Annotated in this window: 16 protein-coding genes; 4 read left to right on the top strand and 12 right to left on the bottom strand. The window is 61.3% G+C overall.

The features are described 5' to 3' along the window. Positions 1-45 precede the first annotated feature (45 nt). Positions 46-342, bottom strand: a complete 297-nt coding sequence (locus tag SBC1_RS29095; RefSeq protein ID WP_165103018.1) for a helix-turn-helix transcriptional regulator — start codon at positions 340-342, stop codon at positions 46-48. A gap of 242 nt (positions 343-584) precedes the next feature. On the opposite strand from SBC1_RS29095, the gene SBC1_RS29090 reads away from it, so the two are divergent. Further along, the gene (locus tag SBC1_RS29090) at positions 585-965 is read left to right on the top strand and encodes a hypothetical protein (protein WP_165103015.1); all 381 of its coding nucleotides are present in this window, start codon (positions 585-587) and stop codon (positions 963-965) included. 142 nt (positions 966-1107) lie between these two features. Here SBC1_RS29090 and SBC1_RS29085 read toward each other — a convergent pair whose 3' ends face one another. Continuing rightward, the gene (locus SBC1_RS29085; RefSeq protein ID WP_165103012.1) at positions 1108-1791 is read right to left on the bottom strand and encodes a dihydrofolate reductase family protein; all 684 of its coding nucleotides are present in this window, start codon (positions 1789-1791) and stop codon (positions 1108-1110) included. A gap of 186 nt (positions 1792-1977) precedes the next feature. Here SBC1_RS29085 and SBC1_RS29080 point away from each other — a divergent pair, with 186 nt between their 5' ends. After that, the gene (locus SBC1_RS29080; protein WP_165103009.1) at positions 1978-2889 is read left to right on the top strand and encodes a LysR family transcriptional regulator; all 912 of its coding nucleotides are present in this window, start codon (positions 1978-1980) and stop codon (positions 2887-2889) included. Between the two features lie 28 nt (positions 2890-2917). Here the strand turns inward: SBC1_RS29080 and SBC1_RS29075 are convergent, their stop codons facing one another. From SBC1_RS29075 to SBC1_RS29040, 8 genes are all read right to left on the bottom strand, one after another. Continuing rightward, positions 2918-4291: an MFS transporter gene (locus SBC1_RS29075; protein WP_165103005.1), complete on the bottom strand. Its 1374-nt coding sequence runs from the start codon at positions 4289-4291 to the stop codon at positions 2918-2920. 111 nt (positions 4292-4402) lie between these two features. After that, on the bottom strand, positions 4403-5209 hold the full coding sequence (locus SBC1_RS29070; RefSeq protein ID WP_165103002.1) for an enoyl-CoA hydratase/isomerase family protein: 807 nt from the start codon (positions 5207-5209) through the stop codon (positions 4403-4405). 3 nt (positions 5210-5212) lie between these two features. Continuing rightward, entirely contained in the window at positions 5213-6763 is a 1551-nt protein-coding gene (locus tag SBC1_RS29065; RefSeq protein WP_165102998.1) for an AMP-binding protein, read from the bottom strand. After that, positions 6756-7298: a (2Fe-2S)-binding protein gene (locus tag SBC1_RS29060; RefSeq protein WP_241202357.1), complete on the bottom strand. Its 543-nt coding sequence runs from the start codon at positions 7296-7298 to the stop codon at positions 6756-6758. Before SBC1_RS29060 ends, SBC1_RS29065 begins: the two co-directional genes overlap by 8 nt. After that, positions 7295-8110 carry a xanthine dehydrogenase family protein subunit M gene (locus SBC1_RS29055; protein ID WP_165102992.1) on the bottom strand — a complete coding sequence of 272 codons (816 nt, stop codon included), beginning with the start codon at positions 8108-8110 and terminating at the stop codon, positions 7295-7297. The genes SBC1_RS29060 and SBC1_RS29055 overlap by 4 nt, the downstream gene beginning before the upstream one ends. Then, complete coding sequence (locus SBC1_RS29050) at positions 8107-11187, bottom strand: molybdopterin cofactor-binding domain-containing protein (RefSeq protein WP_165102988.1); 3081 nt, start codon at positions 11185-11187, stop codon at positions 8107-8109. The genes SBC1_RS29055 and SBC1_RS29050 overlap by 4 nt, the downstream gene beginning before the upstream one ends. Continuing rightward, entirely contained in the window at positions 11184-11807 is a 624-nt protein-coding gene (locus SBC1_RS29045) for a UbiX family flavin prenyltransferase (RefSeq protein WP_165102983.1), read from the bottom strand. The genes SBC1_RS29050 and SBC1_RS29045 overlap by 4 nt, the downstream gene beginning before the upstream one ends. Then, entirely contained in the window at positions 11804-13288 is a 1485-nt protein-coding gene (locus tag SBC1_RS29040) for a UbiD family decarboxylase (protein ID WP_206366142.1), read from the bottom strand. The genes SBC1_RS29045 and SBC1_RS29040 overlap by 4 nt, the downstream gene beginning before the upstream one ends. A 276-nt stretch (positions 13289-13564) precedes the next feature. Here SBC1_RS29040 and SBC1_RS29035 point away from each other — a divergent pair, with 276 nt between their 5' ends. Further along, a complete protein-coding gene (locus SBC1_RS29035) occupies positions 13565-14485 on the top strand; it encodes a LysR family transcriptional regulator (protein ID WP_165102980.1) in 921 nt (306 codons plus the stop codon). A gap of 47 nt (positions 14486-14532) precedes the next feature. Here the strand turns inward: SBC1_RS29035 and SBC1_RS29030 are convergent, their stop codons facing one another. Continuing rightward, the gene (locus SBC1_RS29030; RefSeq protein WP_165102976.1) at positions 14533-14925 is read right to left on the bottom strand and encodes a VOC family protein; all 393 of its coding nucleotides are present in this window, start codon (positions 14923-14925) and stop codon (positions 14533-14535) included. Between the two features lie 36 nt (positions 14926-14961). Beyond that, entirely contained in the window at positions 14962-15330 is a 369-nt protein-coding gene (locus SBC1_RS29025) for a YciI family protein (RefSeq protein ID WP_165102973.1), read from the bottom strand. Positions 15331-15551: 221 nt separating this feature from the next. Between SBC1_RS29025 and SBC1_RS29020 the strand changes: the two genes are divergently transcribed. Further along, positions 15552-15968, top strand: coding sequence for a DUF6232 family protein (locus SBC1_RS29020; RefSeq protein ID WP_165102970.1), 417 nt, complete (start codon positions 15552-15554; stop codon positions 15966-15968). Positions 15969-16413 lie beyond the last annotated feature (445 nt).

Genomic DNA, 16413 nt, shown 5'->3' with positions numbered 1-16413 from the left:
TAATGAGATCCAGCAGCCAGAACACGATGGACTAACCTGCACGCGTCAGAGGCCGTTACGAAGCTGATCGAGAAACGCTTGGATGACCGCTTCGTCGCGCTTGAAAAATATCCATTGCCCAACCCGCTTGGAGGTCACCAGGCCCGCTTTGTGAAGCGTCGCCAGGTGAGCCGACACCGTGGATTGGGACATATTGCAACGCGCGTCGATCTGCCCGGCGCACACGCCATTCACGAGCGGGAACTCCTGCTCGTGGAAGTAGGCTTCGGGCTCCTTTAGCCACGTAAGAATCTCGCGGCGGACGGGATTGGCCAAGGCCTTGTGAATGGCGTCGATATCCATGAAAAACGGTTTTGGGCAGAATCGCAATGAAACGAAGTATATTTCGCAAAAGTCCGATATACAAGCAAACCACTATGATCGATAGGGGTAATCCCGAGGCTCGCCGCTTGAGCGTGGCTCCCATCCATCGAAAATTCACAGATATTTATACATGCGGCTTAACGCTCATCTAGAGTGATGGCCTTTTCACTCACTCGGAACAACATATGGGAAATGCACGGACCAGCGACTCGGCAGCTCTCGTGGCAATTGTTACGACGCTCGGCATTCTCTTAGCTGCTTGGGTGCTGGGCCGTGTCTTGGGCGCCGACACAACGACCGTGTTTTTGTCATTATTTTTCATGGGAGTGGCTGCGGTGCTGGTAATGGGTCTGACCTTGTACTGGCTGCGTGATTACCTCATGCCCGCCTCATTCGTGGCGCTAGCCATGATGTGGCCTATCTTTTGGCCGGTCCTCGACAGCGTCGCTTGCGGCGGCTGCGCGAGCAGCAGCGGCGGCGGATTCCCCCTCCAAGACACCGACAGCCTGATCAATTCATGGTTGGTGAAAGCCAGCGTGGAAGTGGTCCTGGTTCTTTGCGCGATAGTCTCCTATCGTCGATTGAGCCGCCGGTATTACTGAATCGACTGGGCCGCAGACCATGAAACGCGCAGCCGATCGCGCGCCCGCTCGTGGTAGATCGCTCCACTTCACTGTCGATATCCAAGCAATCCACCATGGCCGATAAAGCTCATCCCAAAGCTCGCCGCGTAGCCTTGCCTCTTCAGGTCGATTTACGCGTGTAGCGCAACCAGACCGCGTCATGAGCGACCTGTTCCACTGATGCAAGGGTCAGATACGCCGGATTTTTCCATGCGTCCATCGCCACCTCGAATGAGGACGGATGCTCGCTGCGGCCATCCACGAGCGGCAGGATCAGCACGCTCACTTCATCCACCAGACCGGCATTCACGAACGCGCCGCTCACGTGCGAGCCGCCCTCCACTATCAGCTTCTTCACCCCCAACTCGCGTTCAAGCGTACGGACTACATCCGCCAGATCGAGATCGGTCTTGCCGCCGAAAACGTAGGACACCCCAATCGACTGAAGATAGGCGAGGAAATCATCCGAGACCTGCTCTGTCACCACTTCGATCACATGCGACTTCAACGCGGTATTCGATTTCCATTCAACCAGTCCCTTCGGGTCAATGGAAATGGCGTACTGATCTGCGCCGCGCTGGGCGAAGTGGTTCGTACGCGGAACCGGCTGCTTCGCAAGGCCTTTTGGATAACCCTCTCCGTGCGCGATTTCCTGCATTGTGACGCGACCGCAAATCCAGCCGTCGGCTTCAAAGGATGCAGCCGTGTTCTCGTAGAGATCGGACGCAAAGTCGAGATGCCAGCCGTCTGTGAGACTGCGGCCATCGACAGAAGACATCATGTGGCAAACAATATAGGGCTTCATTAGCGTTGGTTTGGACGTTGGTGGAAACTGGGCAATACAGCAAGTAGTGTTCCGCACCGCCCGCTAAAAAGAACCGCGGAAAAAACACGGGACAGAACCTTCCTGAAAGCCAGAACACGCTGGCGCCGAGGGGATGCTTGTGGTCTCATTCGTCCTTTGGATCGCGCGGATAACGCGCCGCCGTTTATGGACCTGAAGCAGATTCACTATTTCATCGCGCTGTTCGAAGACGGCTCGGTCACGCGCGCGGCGAAGCGGCTTAACATCGTGCAGCCGGCGCTCAGCATGCAGATATCGAAGCTTGAAGCAGAGCTTCACCAGCCACTGTTCGAGCGCGGACCGCACGGCATGACGCCGACCGAAGCCGCGCGCCTGATGTATCGGCTATACGTTCCTATCATTCGCGATATTGAACACGCCCGCGAGCAACTCAGCCGCAGCGACGTGATCGTCACCGGGCGCGTGGCGCTCGGCATGGTGTCGTCGGAAGCGGAGAGTGTGCTGCCCGAATCGCTCGCCACCTTCAACGCAATGTTTCCGCAAGTGGAGGTGTCCGTAGCGGACGGCTTCAGCGCGCAATTGATCGATGCGGTCGAGGCCGGGCGCCTGGATGCCGCGGTCATCAACAAGCCGCGCGGCCGTCTCTCGCTCGACACGCGTGCCCTGCTCGACGAAGAGATGGTGCTCGTCACCAGCGTCATCCACGGACGACCGATGCCCGAGGCCATCGACCTGGCTGAACTCGGCGATCTGGAACTCGTGCTGCCCACCCGCCGCAACGGTCTGCGCGGCGTGCTCGATGCCGCGCTTCTAAACGCAGATATTGTGATCAAGCCGAAGTTTGAAATCGATCTGCTGAACACGATTGTGCAGTTCGTCGAACAGAGCAACGTGGCGACCATCCTCCCGCGTGTCGTCGTTCAGCGAAAAGTGGACGACGGCCTGCTCCGTGCTTATCGCATTGCCTCTCCAGGAATCGTGCGGCATATCGTATGCGTGAGTCATCCGAAGCGGCCAATCGGCGCCGCAACGAACGCACTCATCGAAATCATCACGGACAACATCCGTCGCGTGACTACGACCGCCACGCCCGGCTGAATCGAAAGCTTCAGCCAAGCGGAAGCAATCAGCCCGCATGCACCGAGCGATTGTCGAGTTTGCCCAGCGTCTCCGGGACGATGAACGCGCCCGCCAGAAAGATCACGCTGATCACGCCGACAAAGATCGCCAGCGTCATCGGCAACTCGCCCGGGTTCTTCGCCACCAGCGAGACGGCGGTCGGCATCATGCCGCCGATCGCAAAGCCAATATTCCATGACAGCCCCGTTCCGGTCGCACGGATCGCGGTCGGGAAACGCTCGTTCAGGAAGATCAGGATGGGCGCATAACCCGCGCTGCCGAGCGCGCTCAACACAACGGCATAGACGGTGATCATCGTGATGCTTGGCGCGCTGGGCAACAGCAGGAACAGCGCGGGCAGCGCGATCAGGCGCACCAGCCCGATCCAGATGAACGCAGACTTGCGGCCAATGAACGTGCTCAGGTGCCCCGCTGCCACCGAAGCCGCGAGTACTCCCACGCTCGCGATCATCAGGATGCCAGCGGCGGCGCCATTAGGCACGTGGCTGACCACCTTGAGGAATGTCGGCAAATAACCCGAGGTGAGGTAATAACCGCTGCCGCCGCCAACCGTGAGCAGCAGGTTCACGAACAGGATGCCGCGATAGTCCCGCGAAAACAGCGTCTTGATCGGCGACCGGATGACTTCCACCGGCGCGGAGATATCGCGCGCTGCGGCCTTTGCGGCCTTCTCCGCCGCCAGCTTTTTCCACAGCGGCGACTCTTCGAGGCTATTGAAGACGAACAGCCCAAGCATCGAACTGATGATCCCGGTGAAGAACATGCAGCGCCAGCCCCATACGTCGAAGAGTTCGCCCGGGAAGATAGACGACATGGTCAGGAATACGATGGAAGCGAGCAAGGCGCCCAGGCCCGCACCGCCGCCGCCGATCAGCCCGGACACCGCGCCGCGATACTTCGGCGCAACCGATTCCGTGCCAATGGTATGCGTGGACGCCACCACTCCACCCACGAACACGCCCTGCACCAGCCGCAACGCGAGGAACAGGATTGGCGCTGCCAGGCCGACCTGTGCAACGGTAGGCAAGGCGCCGAAAAGCGCAGTCGATATCCCCACGCCGACGACCGCGAGAATCATCGCGCCCTTGCGGCCGTGCCGGTCCGCGTAGGAACCGAACCACGCGGAGCCGAGCGGACGCATCAGCAGGGTCACCGCGAACGACGCGTATACCGCTGCCAGCGAAAGCATGGCATGTTCGGACGGAAAGAACAGCCGGCCAACCACGGGAGCCACGTACAGCAGCACAAACAGATCGAATAGATCGAGTGCCCAACCCAGGCATGAGGCCACTACTGCGCCCATCACCTGTCGCGTGTTTACATCGGGCGCGGCGGCGCTTTCCTGTGCTGCTACGGACATTGTCATCTCCTTGAAGGTCGCAGCGCCTTCTCTTGAACGGCGCCGTGTATTTGGCACGTCGAACTGTCGTGCTCTCGTTGGAAGTCTCTTCGTTATGGTGTGATGCGACCTTCAGCTACCGCGAAACACCGGCTTGCGTTTGCTATGAAACGCCTCCACGCCCTCACGGAAATCGTCCGATGTGCGCAGCCGGCTGTAGCTGTGCCCTTCCAGTTCAATAGCAATCGAGAGCGGCGCATCTTCCGTGTCGTTGAGCAGCTTCTTGGCCGTGCGCTGTGCGAGCGGCGAGAACGCGCGCAGTTCATCGACGAGTGCATCGGTCGTGGCTTCCAACTGCGCGTCCGCTACGCACTCCACCGCGATGCCCCATTCGTATGCCTGCTTGCCGGGAATCCGGCGCGAGCGCATCACAATATCCTTGGTCCTGCCGATACCCACCATCTGCTGCAGACGCGCCGAGCCGCCCGAGCCCGGGATCTGCCCGAGCTTCTGCTCCGGCAATGCGTAGAACGTCGTATCGGTCGCAATGCGGAAGTCGCAAGCGAGCGACAACTCGAAGCCCACGCCAAAGCAGAAACCGCGATTCGCCGCAATTACTGGCTTCGAGCAGCGAGCGGGCGCTGCGATATTCCAGGCGAGTTTCGACACATGTTCCGGCGATGCTTCAAGGAAGCCCTTGATGTCGCCACCGCTCGAAAAATGCTCGCCGTTGGCGCGAATCACGATCACGCGCACGCGGTCATCTTCGTCGAGCGCTTCGAACGCCGCGCGCAACTGGTCGCGTGCATGCATCGATATGACGTTCAACGGTGGGCGATGCAAAATGATGTCGGCGCGCTCGCGTTTTTCATCGACTTCGATCGAGAAGCCGTCCAGGTCCTGCAACAGCATCTGGCCGCGATGGGTCAAGTCAGTCATCGGTTACTCCTTAGTTGTTTCGGTAGGGCTGTTCGTGGTGTCGAGGTCATATTCACCGGCAGATAATTTGCGGCGCAGAATCTTGCCGACCGGCGACTTCGGAATGTCGTCGACGAAAACATAGTCGCGTGGACGCTTGAAATTCACGAGATCCGACTCGCGGCACCAGGCGTCGAGCGCGCCGGCGTCGACATAATCACGGCGCTTGATGAACGCGACCACGCGCTGTCCCCAGCGCTCGTCTTTCACGCCCGCGACGGCCACTTCGTCCACGGCCGGATGCAGCGACAAGACCGATTCAATATCGACCGGCGAGATGTTTTCTCCACCGCTGATGATCATGTCGTCCACACGGCCGCTAACGAAGAGGTCACCGTCCTCGTCGAAAAAGCCCGTGTCGCCAGTGAAGTACCAGCCGTCGCGCAAGGACTTCGCATTCGCGTCCGGACGATTCCAGTAACCTTCGAATGCTTCATCGCCAAGCAAGTCCGCAATGATCTGGCCTTCCTCGTGCGCGGCCGCGAAATCGATCGGCGAGGCAGCATCCAGCTTCACCACACGCAGCCGCGTGTTGATGCCGGCACGGCCTGCGCTGCCGGGTTTGCGCGTGGCGTCCTGGTCGATGCTGAACGTGTACACCTCGGATGATCCATAGTGATTCACAAACAGTTCGGGCTTGAATGCGGCGGACAGACGCTTCAGCAGGCCATCGCTCATGGGCGCGCCCGCGAAACCGAGCTTGGTCACTGAACCTATGCTTGCGTTCTCAAAGCCGGGAGCCGCCAGCAGATCGTGATAAAGCGTAGGCACGAGATACAGGCACGTGAGCTCGAACGCGCTAATCGACTCCAGCGCTTGGGGCGCATTCCAGCGCCGCACGCAAACGAACAGGCCGTCGACCAGCGCCATGGCGAGCAACGAACGCACGCCCATGGTGTGATAAAGCGGCATGACGCCCAGCGTGCGCTCGCCGTGGCGGTACAGGTTCTGTGCCACGTGTGCGAGCGCAGCGGCCCGCTCATGCCGGTGACGCCGTGGCACACCCTTCGCCTTGCCCGTTGTCCCGGAGGTATAGAGGATCAGCGAGATGTCGTCGGCTGTGGCGTCTGTCATGACGCTCGCCGCATGCCCGCTCAGCAGCGCATCGAATGAAGTCGTACCGCGTGCATTGTCCAGCGCGATACGCGGCAGCTTCTGCGCCGCCTCGCTTGCATAGACCGCATCGGCGGAAACCGGTTCGAATACGACCGCTTTCGCGTCCGCATCGGTCACGCAGTAGTCGAGTTCCTCGGGTTTCGCGCGCCAGTTCAACGGCGTCATGACAATGCCCGCGAACTGGCAGGCCCAATGGAGCGTAGCCATTTCCCAGCGGTTTTGCAGTACCACGAGTAGGCGGTCACCGCGCGCGAGACCCAGCTCGCACAAACCGCCGGCGGTCTTGAGGATGATGTCGTGCCACTGCGCGTAGGTCAGCCTCACATCGCCATCCACGAGGGCGAGCGTGTTGGGGCTGCGTTCAACGCTTTGCAAAAAGGTCCGGCCGAGATCAAGCATGTTCCGGCTCCTTCTTGATGTTCTCGTAGTTTTTATTACGCAACGCCGCTACATCAAGCACCGCCGCCACGATCGGCGTGTAACCCGTACATCGGCACAGATGGCCCGACAGCATCTCGCGTACTTGCGTTTCCGTCGGATCCGGTACGCGCTTGAGATAGTCCGCGCACGACATCAGAATGCCCGCAGTGCAAAAGCCGCACTGCAAGGCGTGATGGCGTTGGAACGCCCGTTGCAGATCGCCTAGCGTCTGGTCAGGCGCGAGACCTTCGACCGTGTCCACACGACGGCCCTCCACCTGCACCGCCAGCATCAGGCACGATCGTGCCGCCACTCCGTCCACATGCACGGTGCACGCACCGCACACGCCATGTTCACAACCCACATGCGTTCCGGTCGCGCCCAGTTCGTGACGCACGAAATCGGACAACAGGTCGCGCGATTCGCAATAGCCCGTGCGCCCCCGTCCGTTGAGCGTCACGGTGATGCGCCGGCGCTCGCCTGCTCCAAGCGTGGTGGATGATGTCTTGCTCACTTCGCCTCCTCTATCACGCGCCATCCGAGTTGCCGCACCAGATGGCGTCTATACGTTGCGCTGACATGCGCGTCGTCCTGTGCATTCAGCTTCCAGCTCAGGTCGTTCAGCGCGTCACGCAAGTCATCGCCGAGCAGCCTTGGCCATTGCTCAACCACCGGCCGGTCCGCCACACCGCCTACTGCGATCCTGAGCGATGTATCGGTGACCACGGTGGCGCACGCGACCATCGCGAAGTCACCGTGGCGTGCTGAAAATTCGGTAAACCCGTATTGCTCGCCGGCCCGCTTCAACGGAAACCGCACGCCTTCAATCAGTTCGTCGGGCTCGCGCGCGGTCATCAACATGCCCTGGAAAAAATCTTCCGCCTTGAGTACGCGCTTGCGTTTCTTCGATCGCAACATCACGTCGCCGCCCAGCACCGAGAGCACCAGCGGCAGCTCCGCGCTAGGGTCGGCATGAGCGATCGACCCGCATACGGTGCCGCGATTGCGGATCTGAAAATGCGAGATGTGCGGGAACGCGAGCGCGAGCAAGGGGACTTCGTTGTGCAGCGACGCACGCCATTCCACGCTGCCTTGCGTGGCGGCGGCGCTCACCACAAGATGACCGTGGTCGATGCTCACGCGATTGAGATCCTCGGTGCGCGAGATATCGATGAGCACCCGCGGTTGCGCAAGCCGCATGTTCAGCACCGCCATCAGCGACTGGCCGCCTGCGAGAATGCGTGCCTCTTCGCCGGTTTGCGCGAGCGCTTCGAGCGCGTCGTGCGTGGAAACAGCGCGCACATAGTCGAATGGCGCCGGCTTCATGAGTTCCTCCTGAAGCGTGCAACCAGCCGGCCGAGCCACGAACCACCCGTTTTCACGGGCTTGCCCGCCGCCTGACGTCCCAGCGATTCAAAAAGTTGCCGCAACACGACCTTCGCCGCGCCCTCAAGCATCCGTCCGCCCACGGCTGCAACCTTGCCCGAGACTTGCGCCTCGTAGTCGTACGTGAGCCGCGTGCCGGTACCATCGGGCGTGAGTTCCACGAGACCATTGCCACGCGCGCTGCCAAGCGACGACATGCCCGCGCCAGCCAGACGCAAGCGGTGCGGCGGATCGATATCGGACAGCCTGATCTCCGCTTCGAAGCGCGCCTTGATCATCCCAACACCCACAGTCACATCCGCGCGATACGCGTTCTCGCCCTTCGCTTCAAGCGCGTGACAACCAGGGATCACCTTGGCGAGCGCGTTCGGATCGAGCAGTACCGCGAAGATTGCTTCCGGCGATGCAGCGAGATCCACGCTGCCTTGCGCCGTCAGCGCTTTACCGCCCGGCACTACGCGCTTCTTCTGCTGCGTCTCGCGGAACTCGGGCCGCGAAGGTTCCGGGTCATCCATACCGACCAGCGCCATTACTTTCGAAGGCGTGAGCGGCAAACGAATGTCTTCTACGCCGAGCGCGTCGGCCACTGCATTCGCAATGCAGGGCGGCGTGCTCATGTTGTTTCCTTCGCCCAAGCCCTTGGCGCCAAGCGGCGTGAAAGGCGATGGCGTCTCCAGATGAATGATCACCGGATCGGGCACTTCGCAGGTGGTCGGCATCAGATAATCCGCCAGCGTGCCGGACTGGAAACTGCCGTCGGCGCCGTAGCGAAACTCTTCCATCAGCGCCGCGCCCAGCCCCTGCGCGAACGCGCCGCGAATCTGGCCGTCGGCGAGCGCGGGGTTCAGCAACGTGCCGGCATCGTGCGTGGTCACATAGCGGTCGATCCGCACGCGTCCCGTTGCACGGTCCACTTCCACGCCGCACATATCGAAGGCGAAACCATAAGCCGCCGATGTATTGATGCGGTCCTGCTCATCAGGCGCGTCCATGTTTTCCGGCGTCCAGAATACCGTCTCGCGCAGCCCCGGCTCTTCGCCTTCAGGGAGCAATGCGGGCGCCCAATGCGGGGCGTTGCTTGCGACGCGCCCGAACGGCATTGCACTGGTTTCGTCGCCTGCTTTGTAAATGCGACCGCCTTCGAAACGGATGTCGTCCGGCTTGCACGCGAGTTGCGACGAAGCAATGCGCGCGAGCTTGTCGCGCACCCGCACGGCCGCGAGATGCACCGTGCCGGCAACTGCGCCAGCAAAGCGGCTCGAATAATTCCCTGCCGCTACCGACCACGCGTCCTTGTGCGTATCGAACTCCACGTTCACCACGATCTCATGCGGCGCGAGCCCGAGCACGTCCGCCACTACTTGCGCGCATACCGTCATGTGCCCCTGCCCCGCCGGCGTCGACGCCACCGTCACGACCACGCCGCCAAGCAGGTCGACGCTAACCGTTGCACTCGCGATAGCACCGCTCTTCGGGCCGGCCTTCTTGCGTGCTTCGGCGGGCATCACCGTCGTGATGTAACCCATATTCGATACCGACGGCTCAACGATCGCCGCAAAGCCGATGCCGTACAAACGGCCTTCCTTGCGTGCGGTTTCGCGTCGTGCCTTGAGATCGTCGTAACCGCCCTCGGCGAGCGAGCGCTTCAACGCTTCCTGATAATTGCCCGAGTCGAGCAACGCGCCGGCCGCGGCGCGATAAGGGAAAGCATCGGCGGGAACGAAATTGCGTCGGTACACATCCAGCACATCAAGTTTCAGCTCGATGGCAATGCGTTGCATCAGGCGCTCGAGCGCGAAATAAACCTGTGGGCCGCCAAAACCGCGCACGAGGCCCGTAGGCGTCTTGTTGGTCAGCACAACCCTGTTGCGCACCAGCAGCCCGGGAATGGCGTAGGCGCCCGTTAAACAGCCGTGCATGCGATAAAACGTGGCGGGCTCGGGCGCGCGCAGATAACCGCCGCAATCTTCGACCTGGTCGTAGTTGAGCGCGGTGATCCGGCCATCGTTTTCCACGGCCGCTTCGAGCGTGGTCAGCCGCGCCGTGGCGGAGGTCGCCGCGCTCAGGTGTTCGAGCCGGTCTTCCACGTATTTCACCGGCGCGTTCGCCTTGCGCGAGGCCAGGCAAATCAGCACGACGTAGGGGAATACGGCCTGCTTCACGCCGAAGCTGCCGCCCGAATCGCGCGGCGCCTTGTGACGCAAGCGGTTGGCCGGCACGTTCAGCGCGAGCGCCATCACCGCGTGCAGCGAGAACGGCCCCATGAAGTTCGAGGTGACGTCATACCCCTCGTCGCCAGAAAGATACTCAGCGATAACCACGGCGCATTCGATCGGCGCACAGGTATTGCGCGGATAGTGCGCTTCCAGCTTCACACGATGCGGCGCGTTCCTGAATGCCGCTTCGGGCTCACCGTAGCGAAAACTCCGGTCGCTGATCACGTTGGTCTGGACGTTCGGATGCAGCACCGGCGCGTCGCTTTTGAGCGCGCCTTCTATTGACGTCACCGGGTCGAGTGTCTTGTACTCCACCTTGATCAGGTCGAGTGCGTCCTCGGCCAGTGCACGCGATTCGGCCATCACCACCGCAACCGGTTCGCCGACGTAGCGCACGCGATCGGTCGCCAGCGCCCACTGCTCCATCTTCGACTTCACACCGACCACGAACGGGCGCGACCACGCAGCAAGGTCGTCACGCGTCAACACGCCTCGCACGCCTTCGCATGCGAGCGCAGCGGTTGTTTCGATGGAAATCAGTTCGGCATGGGCGTGCGGCGAGCGCAGGACGGCTGCGTGCAGCGTGCCTGGCTTGATACCCAGATCGTCGCCATAACGGCCGCGGCCAGTCAGGATGGCGGGGTCTTCGAAACGTTCGAGCGACTTCCCGACATGAGTGGTTTTCGCCTTCAGCGGCGGCGCCAGCGCCTCTTGCACCTCGTGCGCCTCTTGCACCGCTATGACCGCCTCGGAAGCGCGCGCGTCGATGCCGGCTAAACCGGTCTGTTCGCGCTGGTTCATTCGTCTGCTCCTTCGTTGCGTCGTGTGCCGAACTCATCGGCAAGACCGGTCCACCGCCTGGTTATTTCGCTGTGCTCAATGCTGAACAGATCGAGAATCCGGCCCACGGTATGGTCAACAACGTCTTCAATGGTCTTCGGATGTGCATAGAACGCCGGGACCGGCGGCATGACGATCGCGCCCATCTCCGTCGCCATTGTCATGTTGCGCAAGTGCGCCAGGTTGAGCGGCGTTTCGCGCGCCACCAGCACCAGGCGGCGGCGCTCTTTCAGCATGACGTCGGCTGCGCGCGTGAGCAGGTTATCGGCAAAACCATTCGCGACCGCGGCCAGCGTTTTCATCGAACAGGGAGCCACGACCATGCCGCTCGTGACGAACGAACCGCTTGCAATCGACGCCCCCACATCACGGACGTTATGCACGACATCGGCCAGCGCTTCGAGATCATTGCGCGTAAGCCCAAGCTCCTGCGCCGCCGTCACCGCGCCCGAGGCCGATACGATCAGATGCGTCTCGTGCGTGCCGATACGGCGCAGCGCAGCAAGCAGCCGCACGCCAATGACAGCGCCGCTCGCCCCTGAGATGCCGACGACTAGGCGCGGCTTCTGATCGGCGCTCATTGCTTCCCGCTCAGGTACGAGTCGAAGGCATCGTTATCGGGAGCAACCAGCGCGTCGAGGTCGACTGCGTCGTAGCCGGGAATTCGCACGCGGGTGAACACATGGCCCGAATACACCATCGGCCGCGTGGCGTCCAGACCCATCTTCGTGCTGATACCCTGCAGATGCGCCGGGGTATCGTCCGGCTGGCCAATAGTCGTCGACGGGTCCAGCGGCGACCCTTGCGCGCCTTCGATCAACACAAGATCGCGATCCGCCTGGAAACGCGTGGCGATCGCCCATTCAATTTCGGCGGGATCATGAATGTCCACGTCGGTGTCCACCACCACAACCTGCTTGATGTCGTAATGCGCGCCGAATGCACACAGGATCACGTTCTTCGCTTCGCCCTCGCGCTTCTTCGCGAACTGCACCCACAGGTGATAACGGCATACGCCGCCCACTGAAAGATGCACGTCGGTCACACCCGGATGACTGCGTTGAAGGTGCGATAAAAGCGTCGCCTCGCGCGGAATTCCACCGAGCAGCAAGTGCTCCATTTCGGCTGGCACGATGGTGTGATAAACGGGCTTCTGCCGGTGCGTGACCGCCGTCACCTCGATCACTTCGCGCGCTTCCTGCGCGCTGTAGTACTTCGGGAACTCACCGAACGGGCCTTCCGCTTCGCGCACGTCCGGCAGGATGCGGCCCTCGATCACGATCTCCGCGAACGCCGGCACGCGGACCTCGTTCGTCACGCATTTAACGACCGGCAAGGGCGCGCCGTGCAATGCGCCGGCGATCTCCAGCTCATCGAAATCGATCGGGGAAATGGCTTGGGACGCGAGCATGGTCAGCGGATCGACGCCGATTGCCACGGCAATATCGAGCGCATCGCCCGCGGCTTCCGCGGTTTTCTGGAACGCGTACAGATGGCGCGGCAGCAGCAAAATCGCCATGCGATCGCGAGCGTGAACCTGGATACGGTTGATCGACACGTTCTGCACGCCGGTGCGGGGGTTCCGCGCAATCACGAGACCTGCGGTGATGTACGGACCGCTGTCGTGTTCGCTATGGGTGGGGATAGGCAGCAACGCATGAAGGTCGATGCCGCTGGTATGCACGACTTGCTGGCAAGCGGCTTCCCCGGCGGGTACTTCTTTCCACGGCAGCGGATGATCCGCTGCATCGCGAAAACGTTGCAACAGGTCTTTCTCCGGCACGCCCATGGCTTCGGCAATCCACGCGCGCCTGGACATGAAGCCGCTGACCACCGGCATGTCGTGTCCGTCGGGCGCGAGGAATACGGCCGCTTGCTTGCCGTCGAGCCGTTTCGCCACGGCCGCGAGCTCGTGTTTCAGCGCGACGGGTTTAGCGATGGTCGCAACGCGTCCCGTGGCAGAGAGGTGGGCGAGCCAGCCACGCAGCGACAACGCGTCGAAGGATTGGCGAGTTAGTGAGGGTGTTGCGGTGCCGTTCGTCGCGGCGTCACGTTGGTTCATCCGCGTCTCCATCATTTCTGAAATGAAGCGTAGCGACAACGCGATATAACTTCTAATACTGTTTTTTGATGCTGTCGATCAATGCTCGTGATATCCGTGTTTGCCCCGATGTAAGCGTTTCGTTAGTGGAATATCAATAACATGGGACTTGGGCGCGCTGCCTCGCTGCCGGGCGTCTGATAAACAATCGTTCCTTCATTAGACTTATTGATGACCCGCTCACCGGGCCGCTATCCGCTGTCTATCCGCTGTCTTTACTGAGCTGAGCCGACCCGCATGGACCTGAAGCAGATTCAGTATTTCATCGCCCTGTTCGAGGACGGCTCCGTCACGCGGGCAGCCAAGCGGCTGAACATCGTGCAACCTGCGTTGAGCATGCAGATCGCCAAGCTGGAGGACGAGCTGCATCAACAACTCTTCGAACGCGGGGCGCACGGCATGGCCCCGACCGCAGCGGGACGGCTGATGTACCGCCTCTTCCTGCCAATCATGCGCGACCTCACGTATGCGCGCCAGCAACTGGTGCAGCGTGATGAAGTGGTGACGGGGCATGTATCGATCGGCTTGATTGCGTCGGTGACAGAGAGCGTGCTGGCAGATTCACTGTCGCGCTTTCACGCTCGTTATCCGCATGTGGAAGTCACCGTGTCCGACGGTTACAGTGCGACATTTATCGACTGGGTATCAGGAGGACAACTCGACGCTGCGCTGATCAACAAACCACGCGCGCGCCTGTCGCTCGACTCCCAGCCCTTGCTCGATGAAGAGATGGTGTTGGTCACCAGCGCCGTGCATGGTCCTGACTTGCCACATGCCATCGAGCTTGCGCAGCTTCCCGAACTCGAACTGGTGTTGCCCACGAAGCGCCATGGCTTGCGCGGCGTACTCGATACCGCCGCCCAGCACGAAGACGTACTACTCGCGCCACGCTTTGAGATCGACGTGCTGAGCACGATCGTCAAGCTGGTGGAAAGCACGCGCTTTGCGACGATCCTTCCGCGCATTGTGGTGGAGCGCGCGGTGCGGCTCGGCACGCTGCGTGCCTATCCCATTCTTGCGCCGCGGATCGTGCGCCACATTGTGCGGATCAGCCATCCGCGACGCCCGTTGAGCGCGGCGGCGGAAGCGTTGATAGCCATCATTGCCGACGAATTGCGGCTGGTGTCCAGCGAATCGACGATGGAGGCCGGGACGTGACCAATGCGCGTGACCAGTGCATGTGGCCAGTGCATGTGGCCAGTGCGTTATCGATCTTCGAGCACCGAAAAAATGTTACCCGCCGGGTCCTTGAACCAGGCAATCACCGGGCCTTCGGAGCCCCGGAAAATCCCTTTGGCATCGGTCTTGAGACTCGGCATGTCGTAGTGTTCGAAGTTCACGCCGCGCGCGCTCAACGTGTCGACTGCCTGCTCCACGCTATCGACCGGGAAGTTCAGCACTGTGTACGTCGCCGGTACATAGTCGGCCTTGGGATAGACCAGTACGCTGTTGCCGCCCGCCAGATGCAGCTTGAGAATGCCCATGGGTTCGCTCGTCACCTCCAGGCCCAGGGTCTCGCTGTAGAACGTCTTTGCTTCGGTGAGATCCTTCACTGCAAAACCGCTGAACGCGTGACTGTCTTTCAATAGCGTTGGCATCGTTTGCTCCTTTCAGGTTATGCAACTCCATGCAACTCATGCGCCCGACCATGATGCTCGCAGCTCCTTGACCGGACGCACTTCCACGCCGCCCAAGCGTGCGCCGGGAAAGCCGGAAGCCACGCGCATGGCTTCATTCATGTCGCGCGCCTCGATCAGGATAAAGCCGCCCACCTGCTCCTTGGTCTCGGCGAACGGGCCATCCGTGATCGAGACATTCTCGCCGCGAACCCTGAGCGTGACCGCTTCCTTCGCGGACTGCAGCGCCTGCGCCGCGATGAAATGGCGGCTCTCGCGCAAGCGTTCGTCATACGCCAGGGATTCATCGACTAGTGCGTCGTACTGCCGTTTCGACAGATCGTCGAGCAAGCGTTCGTCAAAGAAAATGAGGCACAGGAATTTCATCGATGTCTCCGGGTCGGGGTGGCTTCACTCGGTAGACGCATGAGCGGGCTCGAAATCGACAGAAAACGGGTGCGAAAAAGTATCGAAATGTAACGAACAGGACGAGGGTGCCGGACCGGCTATACGCCGGAGCGAACCCTCATGCGGCGATCTGCGGGATGCTCGGTGCTGAGCGGGTCTGTTAATCTGCGCCTTTCTTTCCGCCGACAAGACTTCGAACCATGCAACAGGATCTCCCTTTCAACGAACGAGGTATTACGTTTGCCCGCGCTGGCCTGAGTGCGTCGGGCCAGTTGTTTCCGCTACGTGATTTGCTCGGCGCAACGGTGGTGATGGTGCCGCGGCAGAAGCCCTTGCCTATTGCGCTGGGTGTGATCGGTTTGATCGTGGCGGTGACGGGTGGAATTCTCGGTTCAGGACCGGGGTTGCTGCTCGGCGTAATGATTGCCGTGGTGGGGTATTTGTCCTGGATTACGCAGGACGTGATCTACAGGATGTACGTGACCACGCCGGCAGGAGAGCGTGAGGTGTTCACGACGAAGGACGAGGAGTTTGCGCAGCGCGTCGCGAAGCTGGTGCGCGAGGGTATTCCGGCAGCGCCCCCGCCTGCGGCCACCTCGGCGCCCATTCCGGGTTAACACTTTCTTTACACGGACCGCAGCGATCCATGCCCGTTGTTAATGCGCCGCTCGCTAAAGTGGTGTTGTTCCCACCACCGCCCGTCGCGAGACGGTGCAACATCCGATGCTTCAGGCAAGCGTTGCTTCCCCGGTCCGTTCCCCTTCTGTTCCTGTGGCCCAGCCGTTCGTGCGGGCCAACCGAAAACTCCACACAGTAGTTGCGTTCGATCTCATCCTGCCGGGGCTTGACTCCAGCGGGCCGCGCCGCGTTTTGCAGAGGGCGCTGGGAGGGGAGGCTCGCATGCAGGTGGTGGCGACAGATCGCCGGCATGAATGCGTCACGTTGCACGTTGAAGTGCCTTCGCGGACGTTGAGTGATGTGATCGGGGTGGTGACTTCCCGGTTTGAGCAGGCCACCTTGGGCCACGCGACCACGTTCACACTGCGGCGCTAGATTGATTTG

It is taken from the genome of Caballeronia sp. SBC1 (genome assembly GCF_011493005.1).
Classification (GTDB): Bacteria; Pseudomonadota; Gammaproteobacteria; order Burkholderiales; family Burkholderiaceae; genus Caballeronia.
Note: the sequence above shows the minus strand (reverse complement) of the source record. Positions and strands in the feature narration are given on the sequence as shown.